Source organism: Helicobacter pylori, from assembly GCF_014496965.1.
In the GTDB taxonomy this organism is placed as follows: domain Bacteria; phylum Campylobacterota; class Campylobacteria; order Campylobacterales; family Helicobacteraceae; genus Helicobacter; species Helicobacter pylori_CZ.
This window is the reverse complement of record NZ_JACTCR010000016.1, coordinates 1-17,383: the sequence shown is the minus strand read 5'-3', so window position 1 is coordinate 17,383 and position 17,383 is coordinate 1. Positions and strand designations below refer to the sequence as shown.

Annotated in this window: 14 protein-coding genes and 2 pseudogenes; 3 read left to right on the top strand and 13 right to left on the bottom strand. The window is 39.6% G+C overall.

Annotated elements, in window-relative coordinates; genetic code table 11:
- Positions 1 to 118: 118 nt before the first annotated feature.
- The 13 genes and pseudogenes from H7O61_RS06190 to mqnE form a co-directional block, all read right to left on the bottom strand.
- Positions 119 to 1,420: a (Fe-S)-binding protein gene (locus H7O61_RS06190; protein ID WP_187875463.1), complete on the bottom strand. Its 1,302-nt coding sequence runs from the start codon at positions 1,418 to 1,420 to the stop codon at positions 119 to 121.
- Positions 1,417 to 2,790: an oxygen-independent coproporphyrinogen III oxidase gene (gene hemN, locus H7O61_RS06185; RefSeq protein WP_187875462.1), complete on the bottom strand. Its 1,374-nt coding sequence runs from the start codon at positions 2,788 to 2,790 to the stop codon at positions 1,417 to 1,419. The genes H7O61_RS06190 and hemN overlap by 4 nt, the downstream gene beginning before the upstream one ends.
- Positions 2,790 to 3,305 carry a DUF2603 domain-containing protein gene (locus H7O61_RS06180; RefSeq protein WP_000413462.1) on the bottom strand — a complete coding sequence of 172 codons (516 nt, stop codon included), beginning with the start codon at positions 3,303 to 3,305 and terminating at the stop codon, positions 2,790 to 2,792. Before H7O61_RS06180 ends, hemN begins: the two co-directional genes overlap by 1 nt.
- Before the next feature lie 37 nt (positions 3,306 to 3,342).
- Entirely contained in the window at positions 3,343 to 4,440 is a 1,098-nt protein-coding gene (aroC, locus tag H7O61_RS06175; protein ID WP_187875461.1) for a chorismate synthase, read from the bottom strand.
- The gene (rnc, locus tag H7O61_RS06170) at positions 4,437 to 5,156 is read right to left on the bottom strand and encodes a ribonuclease III (protein ID WP_187875475.1); all 720 of its coding nucleotides are present in this window, start codon (positions 5,154 to 5,156) and stop codon (positions 4,437 to 4,439) included. Before rnc ends, aroC begins: the two co-directional genes overlap by 4 nt.
- Positions 5,131 to 5,599 (bottom strand): annotated as a pseudogene (rnhA, locus tag H7O61_RS06165) (ribonuclease HI). Before rnhA ends, rnc begins: the two are co-directional and overlap by 26 nt.
- A gap of 1 nt (position 5,600) precedes the next feature.
- The gene (locus H7O61_RS06160; RefSeq protein ID WP_187875459.1) at positions 5,601 to 6,608 is read right to left on the bottom strand and encodes a hypothetical protein; all 1,008 of its coding nucleotides are present in this window, start codon (positions 6,606 to 6,608) and stop codon (positions 5,601 to 5,603) included.
- Between the two features lie 10 nt (positions 6,609 to 6,618).
- Positions 6,619 to 7,881: a SurA N-terminal domain-containing protein gene (locus tag H7O61_RS06155; protein WP_187875458.1), complete on the bottom strand. Its 1,263-nt coding sequence runs from the start codon at positions 7,879 to 7,881 to the stop codon at positions 6,619 to 6,621.
- Positions 7,881 to 9,305, bottom strand: a complete 1,425-nt coding sequence (gene gatB / locus H7O61_RS06150) for an Asp-tRNA(Asn)/Glu-tRNA(Gln) amidotransferase subunit GatB (protein ID WP_187875457.1) — start codon at positions 9,303 to 9,305, stop codon at positions 7,881 to 7,883. Before gatB ends, H7O61_RS06155 begins: the two co-directional genes overlap by 1 nt.
- The gene (locus H7O61_RS06145) at positions 9,305 to 10,606 is read right to left on the bottom strand and encodes a M16 family metallopeptidase (RefSeq protein ID WP_187875456.1); all 1,302 of its coding nucleotides are present in this window, start codon (positions 10,604 to 10,606) and stop codon (positions 9,305 to 9,307) included. The genes gatB and H7O61_RS06145 overlap by 1 nt, the downstream gene beginning before the upstream one ends.
- A 5-nt stretch (positions 10,607 to 10,611) precedes the next feature.
- On the bottom strand, positions 10,612 to 11,673 hold the full coding sequence (locus tag H7O61_RS06140; protein WP_187875455.1) for a dehypoxanthine futalosine cyclase: 1,062 nt from the start codon (positions 11,671 to 11,673) through the stop codon (positions 10,612 to 10,614).
- Between the two features lies 1 nt (position 11,674).
- Positions 11,675 to 14,395 (bottom strand): outer membrane protein assembly factor BamA, encoded by a 2,721-nt coding sequence (gene bamA / locus H7O61_RS06135; protein ID WP_187875474.1) that lies wholly within the window; start codon positions 14,393 to 14,395, stop codon positions 11,675 to 11,677.
- An 82-nt stretch (positions 14,396 to 14,477) separates the two neighbouring features.
- Complete coding sequence (gene mqnE, locus H7O61_RS06130) at positions 14,478 to 15,560, bottom strand: aminofutalosine synthase MqnE (RefSeq protein WP_187875454.1); 1,083 nt, start codon at positions 15,558 to 15,560, stop codon at positions 14,478 to 14,480.
- A 295-nt stretch (positions 15,561 to 15,855) separates the two neighbouring features.
- Here mqnE and H7O61_RS06125 point away from each other — a divergent pair, with 295 nt between their 5' ends.
- From H7O61_RS06125 to H7O61_RS06115, 3 genes and pseudogenes are all read left to right on the top strand, one after another.
- Positions 15,856 to 16,359, top strand: coding sequence for a ferritin (locus H7O61_RS06125; protein ID WP_001935600.1), 504 nt, complete (start codon positions 15,856 to 15,858; stop codon positions 16,357 to 16,359).
- Between the two features lie 14 nt (positions 16,360 to 16,373).
- Positions 16,374 to 16,997, top strand: coding sequence for a phosphoserine phosphatase SerB (gene serB / locus H7O61_RS06120; protein ID WP_187875453.1), 624 nt, complete (start codon positions 16,374 to 16,376; stop codon positions 16,995 to 16,997).
- A gap of 37 nt (positions 16,998 to 17,034) precedes the next feature.
- A pseudogene (locus H7O61_RS06115) lies at positions 17,035 to 17,383 on the top strand (glycosyltransferase family 10 domain-containing protein); the annotation flags it as partial.

The window sequence follows — 17,383 nt, the reverse complement described above, 5'->3', positions numbered from 1 at the left end:
CCCCCTTTAACAACCCCCTAACCCAAGAAGACCGCTTTTTTCAATAAGCTATCGCTTGCTTTTCGCAAGCTCTTTGATATTTTAATTGTTAAAAATGCCTTTAAGCGCTTTTTAACCTCTATTCAGCGCTTTTTAAGGCTTTAGCGATGAGTTCTAAAGGGTGTGAAAAAGAGGGGGTGTTAGGATCATCTAAAGACTTTAGGGCGTTGTTTAATTGCATGTGGCATGCCCCACATTCTGCGCTCAAAATTCTAGCTTGAGTGTCTATGATTTCTTTAGCCCTAAGAAGCCCCACTTTTAAAGAAAACTCCGCCTTTTGTGTTTGCATCGTAATCCCCCCAAAACCGCAGCAATTGTCCGGCATTTCTTTAATTTCATAATGCAAATTGAGCAAGCTATGCACTTCTTTGTGAGCGTTTAGGGTTTTTTTGGCATGGCAAGGGTTATGATAGGTGATAGTCTCTTTTTTTCCCTTAGGGATTTTTTCTAAAAGATGTTTTAAAGGGGTGTGTTTCTCTAAAAACACGCTCGCCAGATAGATTTTAGGCGTGATTTTTTCCAAGCGCTTCACATACAAATCCCTATCTTTCTCGCCTAAAAACACCTTGTAATAATCGTTGATGAGCATGCTAGCGCATGTGGCTTCAGGCACAATGATTGCATCCACTTCATCTAAATAGCTTTCAAACCATTCTATGTTTTTTTTCACTAAAAAAAGCGTGGTGTCTTTATCGCCGGTAAAATACGCAGGGGCTGAGCAGCATTCTTGCTTAGGGATGATCGCTTGAATGTTGAGTTTTTCTAAAATATACAACAAGCTTTCCCCCACTTGCTGGTAATGGTAATTGCTCAAGCACCCTATAAAAATGGCTACTTTTTGAATGGGGTTTTCTAAAGGCTTAACCTCTGCATGCTTTTGTAAAAAACTTTTTTGATTTAAGGGAGGCAGAGCGCTTTTTTTAAAGCGTTTGAATAGGCCTTTAAACACCGCCCTAGGCTCTAAATTATCCCCCACTTGCTTGAAGATACAAGGGGCTAAAAAATGCGCCACCGAAAACACCCTATCCATTTTTTTGCGGTTTTTTAAAAGGGAAAAATAGGATTTTTTATACCAAGCGATGCCATGCTTTTGAGCGATTTTTTCTCTGGCTTTTTCTATTAAAGTGTCTATGGGCAAATGAAAGGGGCAGGTTTCTACACAAGCGGTGCATAAAAAACAAGTTTCTAAAAGGTGTTTTAAATTTGCGTCTAATTGGAGCTTGTTTTGAGCGTTTAGGCGCATCAAATCTAAAAAGCCCCTAGGCGAAGTCGTTTCATCTTTATGGATGCGGTATATGGTGCAACCTGGCACGCATTTAGCGCATTTAACGCAAGCGTCCCCTACTTCTTCAAAGATATTTTCATTAACATTTTCATTCATAGCGTTTTACTGAAATGTTTTTCGCCTCCACGCAAATACGCGTCAAACTCCATAGCCATGTTTCTTACGAGCATGCCCCCTGTTCTTGTCATCTCAAAGCCTTTAGGGTTAAAAACAAGCAAGCCCGCTTCTTCATAAGGCTTTAATTTTTCTAATTCTTTTTTAAAATGCGCTTTAAAATCAATAGAAAATTTTTCTTCAATCTTATAGTAATCCAATTTTAAATTACTCATCATTTGCATGATCACTTCTTTTCTTAACGCATCTTCTTGGCTGAGCGCTACACCCCTTTCTACCGGCAAATGCCCCAAATCAAGGGCTTTTTCATAGTGGTGCAAGTCTTTATAATTTTGCGTGTAATAATCGATTCCTTCGCCAATACTCGTAACGCCAATGCCAATGGTTTGGGTGAATTTCTTAGTGGTATAGCCTTGAAAATTACGGCGTAACTCCGCCTTTTGAAGGGCTAGATACAACTCATTATCGCTTTTAGCGAAATGATCCATGCCTATCATTTGGTAATTGGCTTTTTCTAAAAAACTAATCAGAGCTTCTAAAATCTCTAGTTTGTCTCTAGGGCTTGGCAATAAGGTTTCATCAATTTTACGCATCGTTTTTTTCACCCAAGGTACATGCGCGTAATTGAACACCGCTAATCGATCCGGATCTAATTTCAAAACCCATTCCAAAGTTTTTAAAAAACTTTCTTTAGTCTGGTTGGGTAAGCCATAAATCAAATCAAAATTAATGGATTTGATGCCGTAATCTCTGGCGAGTTTCACCGATTCTTGAACCATTTCAAAAGGCTGGATTCTGTGAATGGCTTTTTGGACTTCAAAATCAAAATCCTGCACCCCAAAACTCAAGCGGTTAAACCCCCTATCAAACAAGGTTTGCATGTGTTCTTTAGTGAAATGCCTGGGGTCAATCTCACAACTCATTTCAATATCTTGGCTGAAATTGGGGAAAACTTCTTGAATGCTTTGCGTGATCTCATCTAATTGAATGGGCGAAAAAAAGGTCGGCGTGCCGCCTCCATAGTGGAATTGCGCCACTTCTCTGTCGGTATCCATCGCGTTTTTTAAAAGAGCGAGTTCTTTTTTAAGGTAGCTGATATAGCGGGTTTTTTTCTCTTCTAAACTGGTGTAAATGACAGAACAAGCGCAAAAATAACACGCGCTCCTGCAAAAGGGCAAATGCGTATAAAGCGATAAGGGCATGGGGTTTTTGAGATGGTCATGGTTAAAAAACGCCGTTTTCAAGCTCTCTTCATTAAAATTTTCATTAAACTCTACCGCTGTGGGGTAGCTGGTGTATCGTGGGCCGGGCTTGGAGTATTGTGAAAATTTTTCAAAATCAATGGTTTGCATTAAAAATTTTCCTCATCGCTATTGTCAAAATTTTCAAAATTATTCTCATTGAAAGGGGGTTGTTTGAACATGTTGTCAAAATTAAAGAATAAATTAGGGTGTTCTTTTTTGATTTGTTTGACAAAATTTAGGGTGTTGATATTGGGCAAATTCCCGTCTTTTTGGCGTAAATTTTCTAACAATTGCAAAGAAACTTCGCGTACGTCTTCAAAATCAATCGGCGCTTGGGTGATAATATCCCTTTCTAATTCCGCCCTAAGCCTGGCTTCAAAAGCCTTTCTGGCGTTTTCTGCCAAAAGAGAGATCACATTGTCCGGCACTAAAACATAATTTTTATCTTCTTCATCAGAAATAAAATAGGCTTCATTTTTTTTAAACGCCCCTTTTTCTAATTCTAAAAGCATTTCATTAGCGCTGATTTTTTTGAGAAAGGCTCTGTTCTTTTGGGTGGTTAGGCTATGGATAAGTTTTTGTGATTTGGTTTTAGAAACTCGTTTTTTAGGTAATTTTTCCATTTATATCCTTTTTAAGCTGATTGTATCCAATTTCGTTTTAATTCTCATTATAAATCGTTTTTAAATACTCTATTTTTGAAGTCAAATTGAGTAATACCATATCGGCTAACACCAATGAAAGCAAACTCTCGCACACCACGCTCCCTCTAATCGCAATGCAAGGATCATGCCTACCCTTTAACAAGCATTCGCATTCGTTATTGTTAATGTCTATGGTTTGTTGAGGTTGGAAAATGCTTGGCGTGGGTTTGAAATGCACTCTAACAATGATTTCTTCCCCATTGCTCATGCCCCCTAAAACCCCCCCGCTATGATTGCTCAAAAACCCTTTTTGACTCATTAAATCGTTATACTCTGAGCCTTTTAGTAAAGAGCTTTCTACCCCCTTGCCTATTTCAACCGCTTTCACCCCGTTAAGCCCCATCATCGCTTCAGCGATTTTAGCGTCTAATTTAGCGTATAGCCCTTGACCTAAGCCAATGGGGAGCTTTCGATTTCTCTTCACACTCCTTGCTCTAATCAAAGCCACGCCCCCAATACTATCGTGGTTTTTGATAGCGTTTTGAATGGCTGTTTTTTGCGCTTCTTCTTGATCTTTGTCTAGGGCAAAAATCTCGCTTTTTAAGGCGTGATTAAAATCGTAATTTTTGGCTTCAATGCCCCCAATTTTAATAATCCCGCTTTCACAAACAATACCAATTTCTCTCAAAAGCATTTTAGCAAACGCCCCAGCAGCCACTCTTATAGCGCTCTCTCTGGCCGAGCTCCTCCCTCCACCCCTAAAATCCCTGATGCCGTATTTATGAAAATAAGTGAAATCCGCATGGCTAGGCCTAAAAAGGTTTTTAATGTTATCGTAATCCTTGCTCCTAGCCCTTTGGTTGTGGATTAAAAACCCTATGGGCGTCCCTGTGCTAAAATCTTCAAAAACCCCGCTTGTTATTTCCACTTTATCGTCTTCTTTTCGTGGCGTAATGAAAACATTCCTCCCCCCTTGGCGGCGCTTCATTTCATTTTCTAATAAGTCATAGTCTATTTTAATCCCGCTAGGCATGCCGTCTAATACCCCCCCTATCATATCCCCATGCGATTCCCCAAAAGTCGTGAGCCTTAAAAAACGCCCCAAAGTGTTCATTTGGCTTCCTTCAGTTTTTGAAGCGCATAATAAGCGCATTGCTGTTCGGCTTCTTTTTTACTCTTGCCTTTAGCGGTCGCATACATTTTATCTTGAATGTATAGAGCCATTTCAAATTCTTTATGGTGATCGGGCCCTTTTTCTTGGAGCAATTGGTAAGTGGGGATCACGCAAAATTGCGCTTGGGTCAATTCCTGTAAGGCGGTTTTATAATCCATAAACAAATGCTCCAGATCCAAACGCTTGTAAGCGCGATTGAGTAAATTTTGTATGATCTTACGCACCTTAGCTAATCCTGCTTCTAAATACACCCCAGCCATTAAAGCCTCAAAAGCGCTTGATAAAATAGAGGGTTTTTCTCTCCCCTTAGAAATTTCTTCAGAAGAAGAAACGCGCAAATAATCTTGCAAAGCGATCGCTTTCGCTAATTTCGTAAAACCATGCGCGCTCACAATAGAAGCCCTTAATTTAGAGAGTTTGCCCTCATCGTATTGGTAGAATTTATGGTATAGCAACTCCCCTATCACCAAACCCAACACCGCATCGCCCAAAAATTCCAAGCGTTCATTGTTTAAAGCGAGCTTGCATGATTTATGCGTTAGGGCTTGCTCCAATAAACGCTTGTCTTTAAAAGAATACCCTAAAGCTTTTTCTAGCGTTAGATAAGGGTTATTAGGCGTTGCATAAGGGCTATTTTGAGAGCGTTTGTTTTTCATCATTTTTCCCTTTAAGTGGTCGTTTTAGTGCGTTTTTGCGCCTCTAATTTAGCGAGGCTATCGCATCGTTCATTCTCGGCATGCCCGTTATGCCCCTTGATCCAAACCGCCACAATCAAATGCCCTTTAGAGACTTTTACAAATTCTTTCCACAAATCCACATTTTTGACTTTAGAAAAATTCTTTTTTTGCCAGTTAGTCAGCCACACATTGATCGCTTGGCACACGTATTGCGAATCGCTATAAAGCGTGATATGGCATGGGCGTTTCAAAATTTTTAACGCTTCATTGAGCGCTCTTAATTCCATGCGGTTATTCGTGGTGAATGGTTCGCCTCCACTGATGATTTTTTCTTTATCTTTATAGCGTAAAATCGCCGCATACCCGCCTGGCCCGGGATTGCCTAAAGAAGAGCCATCGCAAAAAATTTCAATTTCTTGCATCTTAATCCACTCCCATAGCATGCGTTTTTTTAGAGATTTTAAGCACCATATCCATAAACGCTAACTGGTAACACACAGGGCATCTATGGCTTTCAAAAGGAAAGATTTGTTTGCAATGCTTGCAGCGGTATTCAAAAGTCAGACTCGCTTTTATAGGGCTATTTAATAGAGCGCGTAAAACCTCTAATTCAAAAATTTGGCAAGGTTTGTTATCCAAAAGCAACCCTTGGGATCGCGCAATATCTTGCAAAAGGGCATGTTTTTCTAAAATAAAAGCAGGGATATTCATATCCCATAAAAGATCGATCACATTTTCTAGCCGTTCGGTTGCATCAATCTCTTGCCAAAAAAGCTTTTCATCATAAGATTTTAAATAATTTAAAGCGATTTTTTTCAAATCTAATGACGCTTTTGAAACATGCAAGATTTTAGCCGCCTCTTCCTTATTCTCTATTAAATGCATTAAATAGAGGTAATTTTTAATCGTTTCAATTTCAGGCACCTCTAATTCTTCCAAACATTCCAAAGTTTCTAAAGCCTTTGAATAATCTTTTTCTAATTCATACGCATGCAAAAGTTTCAACAACGCTTCCACATTCCTTGGGGAAAAGCGCAAAATTTCTTTCACGGTGTCTTTTGTTTTTTGCAAATACCCCACACTAAAATAATTTTCAGCCAATAAATCTAAAACAGCGATTTTTTCTTCATCTTTTAGGGAGCGATTCAAAAGCCCTTTTAAGATTTCAATACTCATTTGTACATCCGCTTTAGAATACGCTCTGGCTAAAAACATCAAACTAGAAATTTTAGCATGCTTTAAAAGCTCGCTTAAATTCTCACTGCCCGCATAAGCGTTTTGATTTTGGGCGAATTTTTGTAAAAATTTTTTGTTTTTCTTTTGGGTGAAATACGCCCTAGCCTGTTCTAATAAAATCACAAGAGCGATAATGAAAGTGAATAAAGCGATAGAAAATAAAGAATCTTTATAGAGGAAATTAAAGTGTTGCACAATCTAAAATTCACTCTCTAATCATCACAATCCTAGACTTAACGCGCAATTTTTCAAAATGCTCTTCTAAAATCTTATCTTTAGACTCTTCCACTAATTTTTGGGCGATAAATTGCTTGGCTTGACTGAAACTCACTTCGTTTTTACCCTTTTTTTCCTTGATATAAAAGGTGATAAACTGCCCCCCACCCCCATTCATAACGGGCGTAAAAGAGCCTTGCTCATGCGAAATAAAGACTTGAGCGATTTGAGGGTTTAAGGTTTTCATCTCTATTTTTTCATTAGCCTTACTCACCCCTGGAATTTCCAAATTAGGGTCTGCCATAGCCCTTTCTAAATCTTCTTGATTGGTGGAAGTGTAGCGCACGGTTTCTATTTCTGTGGGGATACTGAATTGCTCCTTGTGTTTGTTGTAATATTCGCGCATTTTGGTTTCAGAGCTGGTATCCACATTGGTGAGTAAGATATTACGCAACAATTCTTGCATTTCTAAATGCTCCTTAAGCTGATCTCTATAGAGTTTATAATGCCCCTCAGCCATAAGCATCTGTTTGAAATGATCTAAATCCATGCCTTGTTGTTGCGCCATCATCGCCATTTCTTGGTCTAGCTTGTCATCATCTACATGGATTTTCAAGCGCTCAATTTCTTGGTTTTTAATGCGTTCAGCGATCAAACGATCCCTGGCTTGAGCTTTGCTCACTTTGGATTTTTCTTGCTCTTCTTGGATTTGATACAGCGTGATAGGCGAACCATTAACAAGCAATGAAATACCCCCTACGACTTTATCTTCAAGGGTGTTGTTGGCAGCGTTATTAGGATTACCAAAAATGGAATTGAATTGAGAGCTAGGGCTTGTTTCCTTATTTTTTTCAGTAGCTTGAGGGGTTGTATCTTTTTTTTCAGGTTTTGGCGCGTTATTTTGAACGCCTTGATTTTGCGTGCCTTGATTTTGAACGCCCTTACTACTCCCTTTGATTTTAGGAGTTGCGATCTTTGGAGTGGGATTTTTGGTATCCCCATGATGGACTTCTGCTCTGGGTTTTCTTTGGGCTTTTATTTCTTTCTTTTCTTCAGTGTTTTTCTTTTCTTCTTTTTTATTTTTCAATTCTTTATTTTTCAAATCCTTATTCTTTAATTCTTGGCGGATTTTTTTATCCAAAGAAGACTCTTGCTTCCTCCCTTCTAAGGCTTCCACTTTAGATTCCGGCTCTGCATAAACGATCCCAATAAACAACAAAGCCTTCAAAACATAAGAAAAAATTTTCCTCATCAACCCAATTTCTCTTTCAAAATAGTATTCACCACGCTAGGATTAGCGCCTTTTAGATTTTTCATCGCTTGCCCTACAAAAAACCCAAAAAGCTTATCCTTACCGCTTTTGTATTCAAGCACCTTATCAGCGTTGCTTTTTAACACTTCTTCTATGACTTTAACAATCGCTTCCGTGTCATTGACTTGAGACAAGCCCATTTGTTCAATAAGGGTATCCACATCGCCCCCTTGCTCTTCTAAAAGCTTGTCTAATACATCTTTAGCACTCTTACCTGAAATCTTGCCCTCATCAATGCGTTTGGCTAAAGCGCCTAACATGTGAGCGCTAATCCCACAATTTTCTAAAGTAACTTCAGCTTTCAAGCGCCCTAATAATTCCACGCAAAGCCATGTCACGCTCGTTTTAGCCTTAACCCCAAGATTGAGCATGCTTTCAAAATACTCCGCCAATAAAGGATCGCTCACCAATAAATTCGCATCGTCTTCTTTAAGGTTAAAATCTTTCATGTAGCGGATTTTTTTCGCGCTAGGCAATTCATTGATCTTTTGAGATTCTTTTAAAAGTTTTTCATCAATAAAAACAGGATACAAATCCGGATCTTTAAAATAGCGGTAATCCGCCGATTCTTCTTTATTGCGCATAGAAAGGGTGATCCCTTTATGGGTGTCAAAAAGGCGTGTTTCTTGAATGATTTCTTCATGATAACGCCCGCTTTCCCACGCTGTGCTTTGGCGCTCTATCTCGTATTCAATCGCTTTAGCGATGAATCTAAAGCTATTTAGATTTTTAATCTCTACTCTCGTGTAAAGCTTTTCGTCGCCTTTGGGTCTAATGGACACGTTCGCATCGCACCTGAAATTCCCCTCTTGCATGTTCGCATCAGAAATCCCTATAAAACGCACGATAGCATGGAGCTTTTTCAAATACGCTATGGCTTCTTCACTATTTCGCATGTCCGGCTTACTGACAATTTCTAATAAAGGGGTGCAAGCGCGGTTCAAATCCACTAAAGAACAGCTGCCCTCATGGATATTTTTACCGGCGTCTTCTTCCATGTGGGCCCTTTCAATACGCACGATTTTTGCGCCTTTTTTAGTGTCAATCTCTAATTTCCCATCACTCACAATGGGGACTTCAAACTGCGAAATTTGATAAGCCTTAGGCAAATCGGGGTAAAAATAATTTTTCCTCGCAAAAATGGAATATTGGTTGATATTGGCTTCAATGGCTGTGCCTAATTGGATGGCTTTTTTAACCACTTCTTTATTCAATACCGGCAAAGCTCCCGGTAAGCCCAAACACACAGGGCAGGTGTTAGAATTGGGGGTTTCTCCAAAGCTTGTAGAACAAGAGCAAAAGATTTTGGTTTTGGTGTTGAGTTGGACATGGACTTCTAGCCCGATTACAGCTTCAAATGGCATTATTTGTCCTTACTCTTTTTATTGCTCACAATGGCAAAAGTTAAGTCGTTGATTTCGGTGTGCGCTTTAATGAAATCATTGATTTCTTTCAAACTCATTTTTTGGATTTGATTGAGTAGCGTTTGGTTGAAATTTAAAGGCAAACCTAAATAAAAATAATTGTAAGTGGTGTTCAAGCGGCTAGAGATCGTTTCATTCCTTAAAGGCTCAGAGCCTAGTAAAAACTTTTTAGCGTCGTCTAATTCTTGTTGCGTCATGCCTTTTTCTATAAATTCTTTGACTATTTTTTTAACTAATGCAACGCTTTTAGCTTGAGTGCTGAGCTTGGTTTGCAAATACCCGCTCGCAAAATGCGCCACTTTAGAAAAATTAGAGCGGATATACACGCTATAAGCCAAGCCCTCTTGAACCCTGATTTTTTCCATTAAACGAGAGCCAAACCCCCCCCCAAGCACAAACATCATGACTTTAGATTTCGCTAAATCCTGTTTTAAATCCTTGATTTTAAAGGGCGCGCCAAAATACACGAAAGCCTGCTCAGTGTCTTTATAGAGGACTTTTTCGCTTTTTTTATCGCTCGCTTCAAAATAAGGCTCTTCATACGCTTTACCTTGCGGCAAGAAATTGAGGGCGTTATTTAAACGATTGAGCGTTTGATTGACTTTCAAATCGCCCCCAAGCACCACCACGAGCTTATTGAGTTCAAAGACCTTAGCAAATTGCTGTTTCAAATCCTCTAGCTTGATTTTTTGGAGACTCTCTTTAGTGCCTAAAGCTGCATTAGCTAAAGGGGTGTTAGCAAAAAGTTCTTGCTTTAAAGTCAATTTAGCCAAATAGTCAAAATCGCTTTCTTTTTGTAAAAGCGCGGCCAACATTCTCGTTTTGACTTTTTCTAAAGCGTTTTGCGTGAAATTAGGGGATTTCAAAAGCTCTTTTAAACGCATGATAGCTTCATCTTCGTATTCTTTTAAAAATTCTAAAGTGATTTGCAAATCTTCTGCGCTGGTATCCACATTCAAACTGATCGCTTTTTGCTCTAAAAGTTGTGCAAACCCCACCGCGCCAAGCTCTTTAGTGCCTTCGTTTAAAACTTGCGCGAATAATTTTGCTAAACCCAACTGGTTTTTATCGCTTAAGCTCCCGCCCCCTCTAAAAGCTAAATGGATAAACCCCATAGGCAATAAATGGTTTTCTTCATAAATCACAGGGACTTTAGCTTGATTGATTTCTTGGTGTGTCAAAGCGCTCGCTTGTAACCCCATAAAAACTCCTAATAATAAAGTGATTAAAATTTTTTTCATGCTCTTTATACCTTTGCTTCAGCCGGATAACGCTTTAAGATTTCATAAGCGGTGTTTCGTTTAGCCGCCACGCTCCCAATGTCTTCAATAAGATCTATCATTTCCGCTTCATTCATGCAAAAACTTGTCCCGGCCGCTTTCACTACATTTTCTTCCATCATCACACTCCCTAAATCATTCGCTCCAAACAATAAGGCTAACTGCCCTATCATAGAGCCTTGAGTAACCCATGAGCTTTGGATGTTTTGAACGTTATCTAAAAAAATCCTACTGCATGCCAAATAGCGTAAATACCGATTGGAACTCGCCTTTTTAATGCTTGGGATTTCTTCTTTTAAAGGGGTGTTGTTGGGCTGAAAGCTCCATAAAATAAAAGCCCTAAAGCCGCCGGTTTCATCTTGCAGATCGCGCACCCTTTGTAAATGCTCCACCACGTCTTCTTCATTATCCACGCTCCCAAACATCATGGTAGCCGTGCTTTTAATCCCGCAAAGATGCGCCATTCTATGCACTTCAATCCACCGATCGCTGCTCAATTTTTTAGGAGCGATGACATCGCGCACCCTATCGCTTAATATTTCTGCTCCCGCTCCTGGAATGGAGCTTAACCCGGCACTTTTCAACCTTTCTAAAACTTCTTTTAAAGACAATTTAGAGATTTTAGAAATGTAATCAATCTCAACCGCGCTAAAACCATGAATGGTAATGGTGGGGAATTTTTGGGCGATATGGCTGACTAAATTTTCATAATAATCTATTTTGAGCTGCGGGTGCACCCCCCCTTGAAAAAGGATCTGCGTGCCGCCAATGGCGAGCAATTCTTCAATCTTTTGATCAATTTCTTCATAGCTCAACACATAGGCGTCTTTTTCTTTTAGGGTGCGTTTGAACGCGCAAAACTTGCAATCCACAAAACAAATATTGGTGTAATTGATATTCCTATCCACAATAAAAGTCGTCAAGTTTTCAGGGTGCAAGCGTTGCTTTACCCTCAAAGCCCTTTGCCCTAATTCTTTCAAGGGCGCGTTTTTCATTAAATCTAAAATTTCTTCTCTGTTGGTGCGCATTTTAAAACCTTGTTCCCATAGAAAATTCAAAATGTTGCGTGTAATCGTCCATGTTAGGGTTGAAGCACAGCCCTTTACATTTTTTGCCATTGCCATCGCCCCATTGGTTGAAAAACGCTATAGGGAAAATCAACACCAAAGGCCCCATGGGCGAAATCCATTCAATCTGTAAGCCTGTAGAAGCCCTCCAAGTCGCTCTTTCAAACCCAGCCCCTATCACGCCATAATCTTTAAAATTCGCTGTCGTGAGGGGAGCGTTATAGAAGAAACTCCCCCTAGTTGGGGTTTTAAAGGTTAAGAAACCAAAGTCAAAAAACCACGCTAAACGCATTTTAGCCGCTTTTAACACCCCATAGCTCAATTCAGTAGAAGCGGTAAAAATCCCATCGCCTCCAAGCCACAAGCCAAACTCATCTTTAGGCGTAACCGATCCGTTCCTAAAGCCCCTCACCGTGGTTACGCCCCCCATGTAGAAGGTGGAGTTTAAGGGCAAGTAATCATCGGTGTTATACCTAAAGATATAGCCCCCTTGCGTTTTAAAGCGAGCGATCAAATCTATCAATAAATATTTTTGCAAATGGTGGTAAGCGGCGAATTTACCATAGACTTTGGTGTTACGGACATTTCCGCCTAACCCGTTCCACGAATTGAGCGTGCCAGAGCTTGGCAAACCAGACATCGTCGCATAAGAGCTAAAGATAACCCCATTTCTAGGGAAATAATAATCATCGGTGTTATCATAGCTCACATCAAGGGTGAAAGAGCTGGTGATAGGCGTGTGGTAATCCCTATCCCAAATACCTTTTATTTCTGGTGAAGTGGTGATCGCTCCAGGATTAGAACAGCTTTCAGGGACCAATGGAGTTCTACCGCCTGATAAGCGATTGATAATCACTGATGCGGGGGTAGAACATTGTCTTGGAGAAACCACTTCATTAACAGAGGAATAGTAGCGGTTGTATAAAGGGCTGCTGAAACCAAGGAGTTTGGTAACATTCAAGTTATACCCTAAGCTCACATGGGTTCTGTTACCTAGCATGCGCCCGACATTCACCCCAAAGCCCCCGCCTTGTTGGATGTATTGGTAGCTTATCCTATAATCCGCATAAAGATTGATCGTAGAGCTATACCAGCTGTCAAAAATCCTTGGATTAGTCAGGCTCAAATTCCCAGCAAACATACGACCCGCCCCTTTTGGCATGCCTGGATAAGATCTACCCCCCCCTGTAGCGATGTTAGCATACAAGCTCATGCTTTGCCCGGTGCCAAAAAGATTCCTTTCGCTCACGCTCCCATTAAGCATGAGCCCTCCATAAGAGCCATAGCCCAAACCAAATTGCAACTGCCCGGTGCGCCCTTCTTCTACGCTCACTAACAAATCCATAAGCGAGCTATTAACCCTTTTTTCTTCAATTTTGACTTTAGAGAAGAACCCTAAACGCCTCAAAGAATTTTCGGAATTTCTCAGTTTGGTCAAGTTGTATTTATCCTTAGGCCCTAGTAACAATTCCCTCCTAATGATCCTATCGCTCGTACGCTGGTTCCCTGAAATGATGACATCATTGATATGCACCATATCGCCCACTTCAATACGATAAATGACTTTCACAAGCCCGTTTTTTTCATCTTTATCCAAGTCTGGCTTCACCACCGCAAACGCATAGCCCTTATCGGCGATTTCGGTTTTTAAAATTTGCGCATCCGCTCTTAAATGCTCAATATTAAAGACATCTTTCCTTTTAACTTTAAGCGCTTTTTCTAAGGTTTTTAAGGGGACTACCGGATTGTCAATTTCTATTAAAATATCTGAAATCCTGTATTGGATCCCCTCTTTGACCTTATAATGGAGCTTAGCGTCATGGGTGGAAAAATCCGTTTTCAAAAAAGGCGAAGAAATATGAGCGTCCAAATAACCCCTACGCATATACACATCTTGGATACGCAAAGAATCGTATTCTAATTGATCTAAGCGCAATTTCCCGTCATTCAAGCCCCACATCCAGCCCATGAAATCGCGCTGCTTGTTCGCGCTCAAAGATTCAATCACACGGCGTTTTAATTTATCGCTTCCCTCATAAATAGATTGTTTGATATAAATACTATCCCCCCTATTCACATCAAACACGATCAATAACGCTCCCTCACTGACCTTTTGGGTGCGCACCTCCACCACGCTCCCATAATAACCCTGCCCCTCTAAAGCCGTTTTTAAAGCCGTTTTAGCATGCTCTAATTTTTGCTCATCAAAGGTGTCGCCCTTTTTGATCCCCATTTGGGATTTTAAGCCGTCTTTTTCCTTTTCAGTCCCATAACCCTTGATTTCTACCCCGGCAATCCTGGCTTTTTCATCAAAATGAAACTCTAAAATGCCGTTTTCAAAAGTGGCATAAACGTCTTTAAAATACCCTTGATTGAACAAAGCTAAAACAGCGGTGTCTATTTTTTTAGAATCCACCATATCGCCCACACGAATCTTTACAATTTCATTAGCGAGCATGTCAGACATGTAAGAAAGCCCGACATAAGAAATGGAATTGACTTTCATTTCTTTAGGCGTTTGATTGGATTGGGGGGTTTCGTTTTGAGCTTCATTTCTTTGAGATTCTTGAGAGGCTTCTTTTGGAGAAGCCAAATCGTTTGGTTTAGAGCCGTCATTTTCCAAAGCTTCAACGCTGGTATTGATACATGCGAAAACAAGAGAAGATAGAATTAATTTTTTAATACTGATTTCCTTAATAGATTTTAGCTTGAGTGTTGTTAGTAGCGTTATTATAACTAATCATTCTTAAAAACGCTAAAAATTATTAAAATTTCTGTATAAAATTATACAAACTATCCCTTTCTACCGCAACAAAACCAGCGTCCTTGATTTTAAATATCAAATCTTCTTTTTCCAAACCATGCCGGCTCTTCGCGCCTGCTGCGCTTTGAATGCTCTCTATCTCTATCGTGCCGTCTAAATCGTTAGCGCCAAATTCTTGGGCCACTAAAGCTAAATTCAAGCCCAAAGTCGCCCAATAGGCTTTAATGTGGGGGACATTATTTAAAAGAATGCGAGATATGGCGATGGTTTTTAAGATTTCTATCGCGCTAGGGGATTTTTCCACTTTCAAATAATTGTTTTCTTTTTGATACAATAAGGGGATAAAAGCGTTAAAGCCCCCTTCTTTATTTTCCACTTTATTTTTAGGGCTTTGGATTTTTTTGATTCTCAGCATGTGATCGATGCGATGGATTTTATCTTCAATATGCCCAAAAAGCATGGTAGCGTTACTCATTTTGCCTAATTTGTGCCAATAAGCATGGATTTCTAACCACCGAGAAGATCCCACCTTACCATTACAGATTCTACGCCTGATCTCTTCATCAAAAATCTCCGCTCCCCCACCTGGCATGGAATCCACCCCGGCTTTGAGCATGTCTTCTAGAACCAATTCAAAAGGTTTGTTGAATTTGGTGCTTAAAAAATGCACTTCTGCAGCGGTCATGGCCTTTAAATGCAAATTAGGCATTTCTTGCTTGATGGTTTCAAACACCTTTAAATACCATTCATAAGAGTAATTAGGGTTATGAGCGCTCACGATATGGACTTCTTTAATCCCCTTGTTGTAGGAGTTTTTAACCTTTTCTAGGATTTCTTCTAAACTCATTTCATAGGGGTTAGGGTTTTTTCTGTGGGCTGAAAAGGCGCAAAATTTGCAAGCGTCCGTGCAAATATTGCTAGGGTTTAAATGCCTATTGACATTAAAATACACGATTTTTTGGTGCATGTTTTGGCGCATGCGATCCGCTACTTCCCCTAGCGTGTATAAATCATAATCATAAAGCCTGACTAATTCCTTACTTTCAGTAACTTGATTGTCTAATACTTTTTCTAAAAAGTCCATGGTTAAATTGCCCTTTCGTTTTAAAAACAAACATTGTAGCATTTTTAGATTTAAGAATGCTTTTTATACATTATATAATAACCCTCTTTTAACCCCCTAATTCGTGCCAACCCTTTTTTTCACATAATTCTCATTAAAAGGATTTTTATGATAAAATCTAAGCTCTATCAAGCCATTCGCTGGCGTTCTCTCTCATTTTTGTAAGTTTTTAAAAATTTTCATACTCCTATTTACTTTTTCATTATCATTTATGCTATAATTATGGGACAACTTAAACCAACACAAAGGAGATACTATGTTATCAAAAGACATCATTAAGTTGCTAAACGAACAAGTGAATAAGGAAATGAACTCTTCCAACTTGTATATGAGCATGAGTTCTTGGTGCTATACCCATAGCTTAGATGGCGCGGGGCTTTTCTTATTTGACCATGCGGCTGAAGAATACGAGCATGCTAAAAAGCTTATCATCTTCTTGAATGAAAACAATGTGCCTGTGCAATTGACTAGCATCAGCGCCCCTGAGCATAAGTTTGAAAGTTTGACTCAAATTTTCCAAAAAGCCTATGAACATGAGCAACACATCAGCGAGTCTATTAATAATATCGTTGATCACGCTATAAAAAGCAAAGATCATGCGACTTTCAATTTCTTGCAATGGTATGTGGCTGAACAGCATGAAGAAGAAGTGCTTTTCAAGGATATTTTGGATAAAATTGAGTTGATTGGTAATGAAAACCATGGCTTGTATTTGGCTGATCAGTATGTCAAAGGGATCGCTAAAAGCAGGAAATCTTAATTTTAGGGTATTGGGTGCAAAAACTAGCCGTTTTTGATTTTGACTCCACGCTAGTGAATGCTGAGACGATTGAGTCTTTAGCGAGGGCGTGGGGGGTGTTTGATGAAGTGAGAGAGATCACTTTGAAAGCTATGAATGGCGAGACAGATTTTCATAAAAGTCTTATTTTAAGGGTTTCTGAACTCAAAAACATGCCCTTAAAACTAGCCAAAGAAGTTTGTGAAAGTCTGCCTTTATTTGAGGGGGCATTTGAACTCATTAGTGCCTTAAAAGAGAAAAATTACAAAGTGGTTTGCTTTAGCGGGGGCTTTGATCTAGCGACCAATCATTACAGGGATTTATTGCATTTAGATGCGGCTTTCAGTAACACGCTGATCGTGGAAAATAACGCCTTAAACGGCTTGATTACCGGGCATATGATGTTTTCACACTCTAAAGGCGAAATGCTTCTCGCCTTACAACGCTTATTAAATATCAGTAAAGATCGCACTTTAGTCGTGGGCGATGGGGCGAATGACTTGAGCATGTTCAAACATGCCCATATTAAAATCGCTTTCAACGCTAAAGAAATCCTAAAACAGCACGCCACGCATTGCATTGATGAGCCTAATCTAGCCCTAATCAAGCCTTTGATTTAAAAAAATTTTTTTGTAAAATTCCTTTAAAAGGATAATCATGTTCCAGCCCCTATTAGACGCTTATATAGACAGCACCCGTTTAGATGAAACCGATTATAAGCCCCCATTAAATATAGCCCTAGCGAATTGGTGGCCTTTGGATAAAAGAGAAAGCAAAGGGTTTAGAAAAAAATTTATTTTACATTTCATTTTAAGTCAGCATTACACAATCACTTTACACCGAAATCCTGATAAACCTGCGGACATCGTTTTTGGTAACCCCCTTGGATCAGCCAGAAAAATCCTATCCTATCAAAACACTAAACGAGTGTTTTACACCGGTGAAAATGAAGTCCCTAATTTCAACCTCTTTGATTACGCCATAGGCTTTGATGAATTGGACTTTA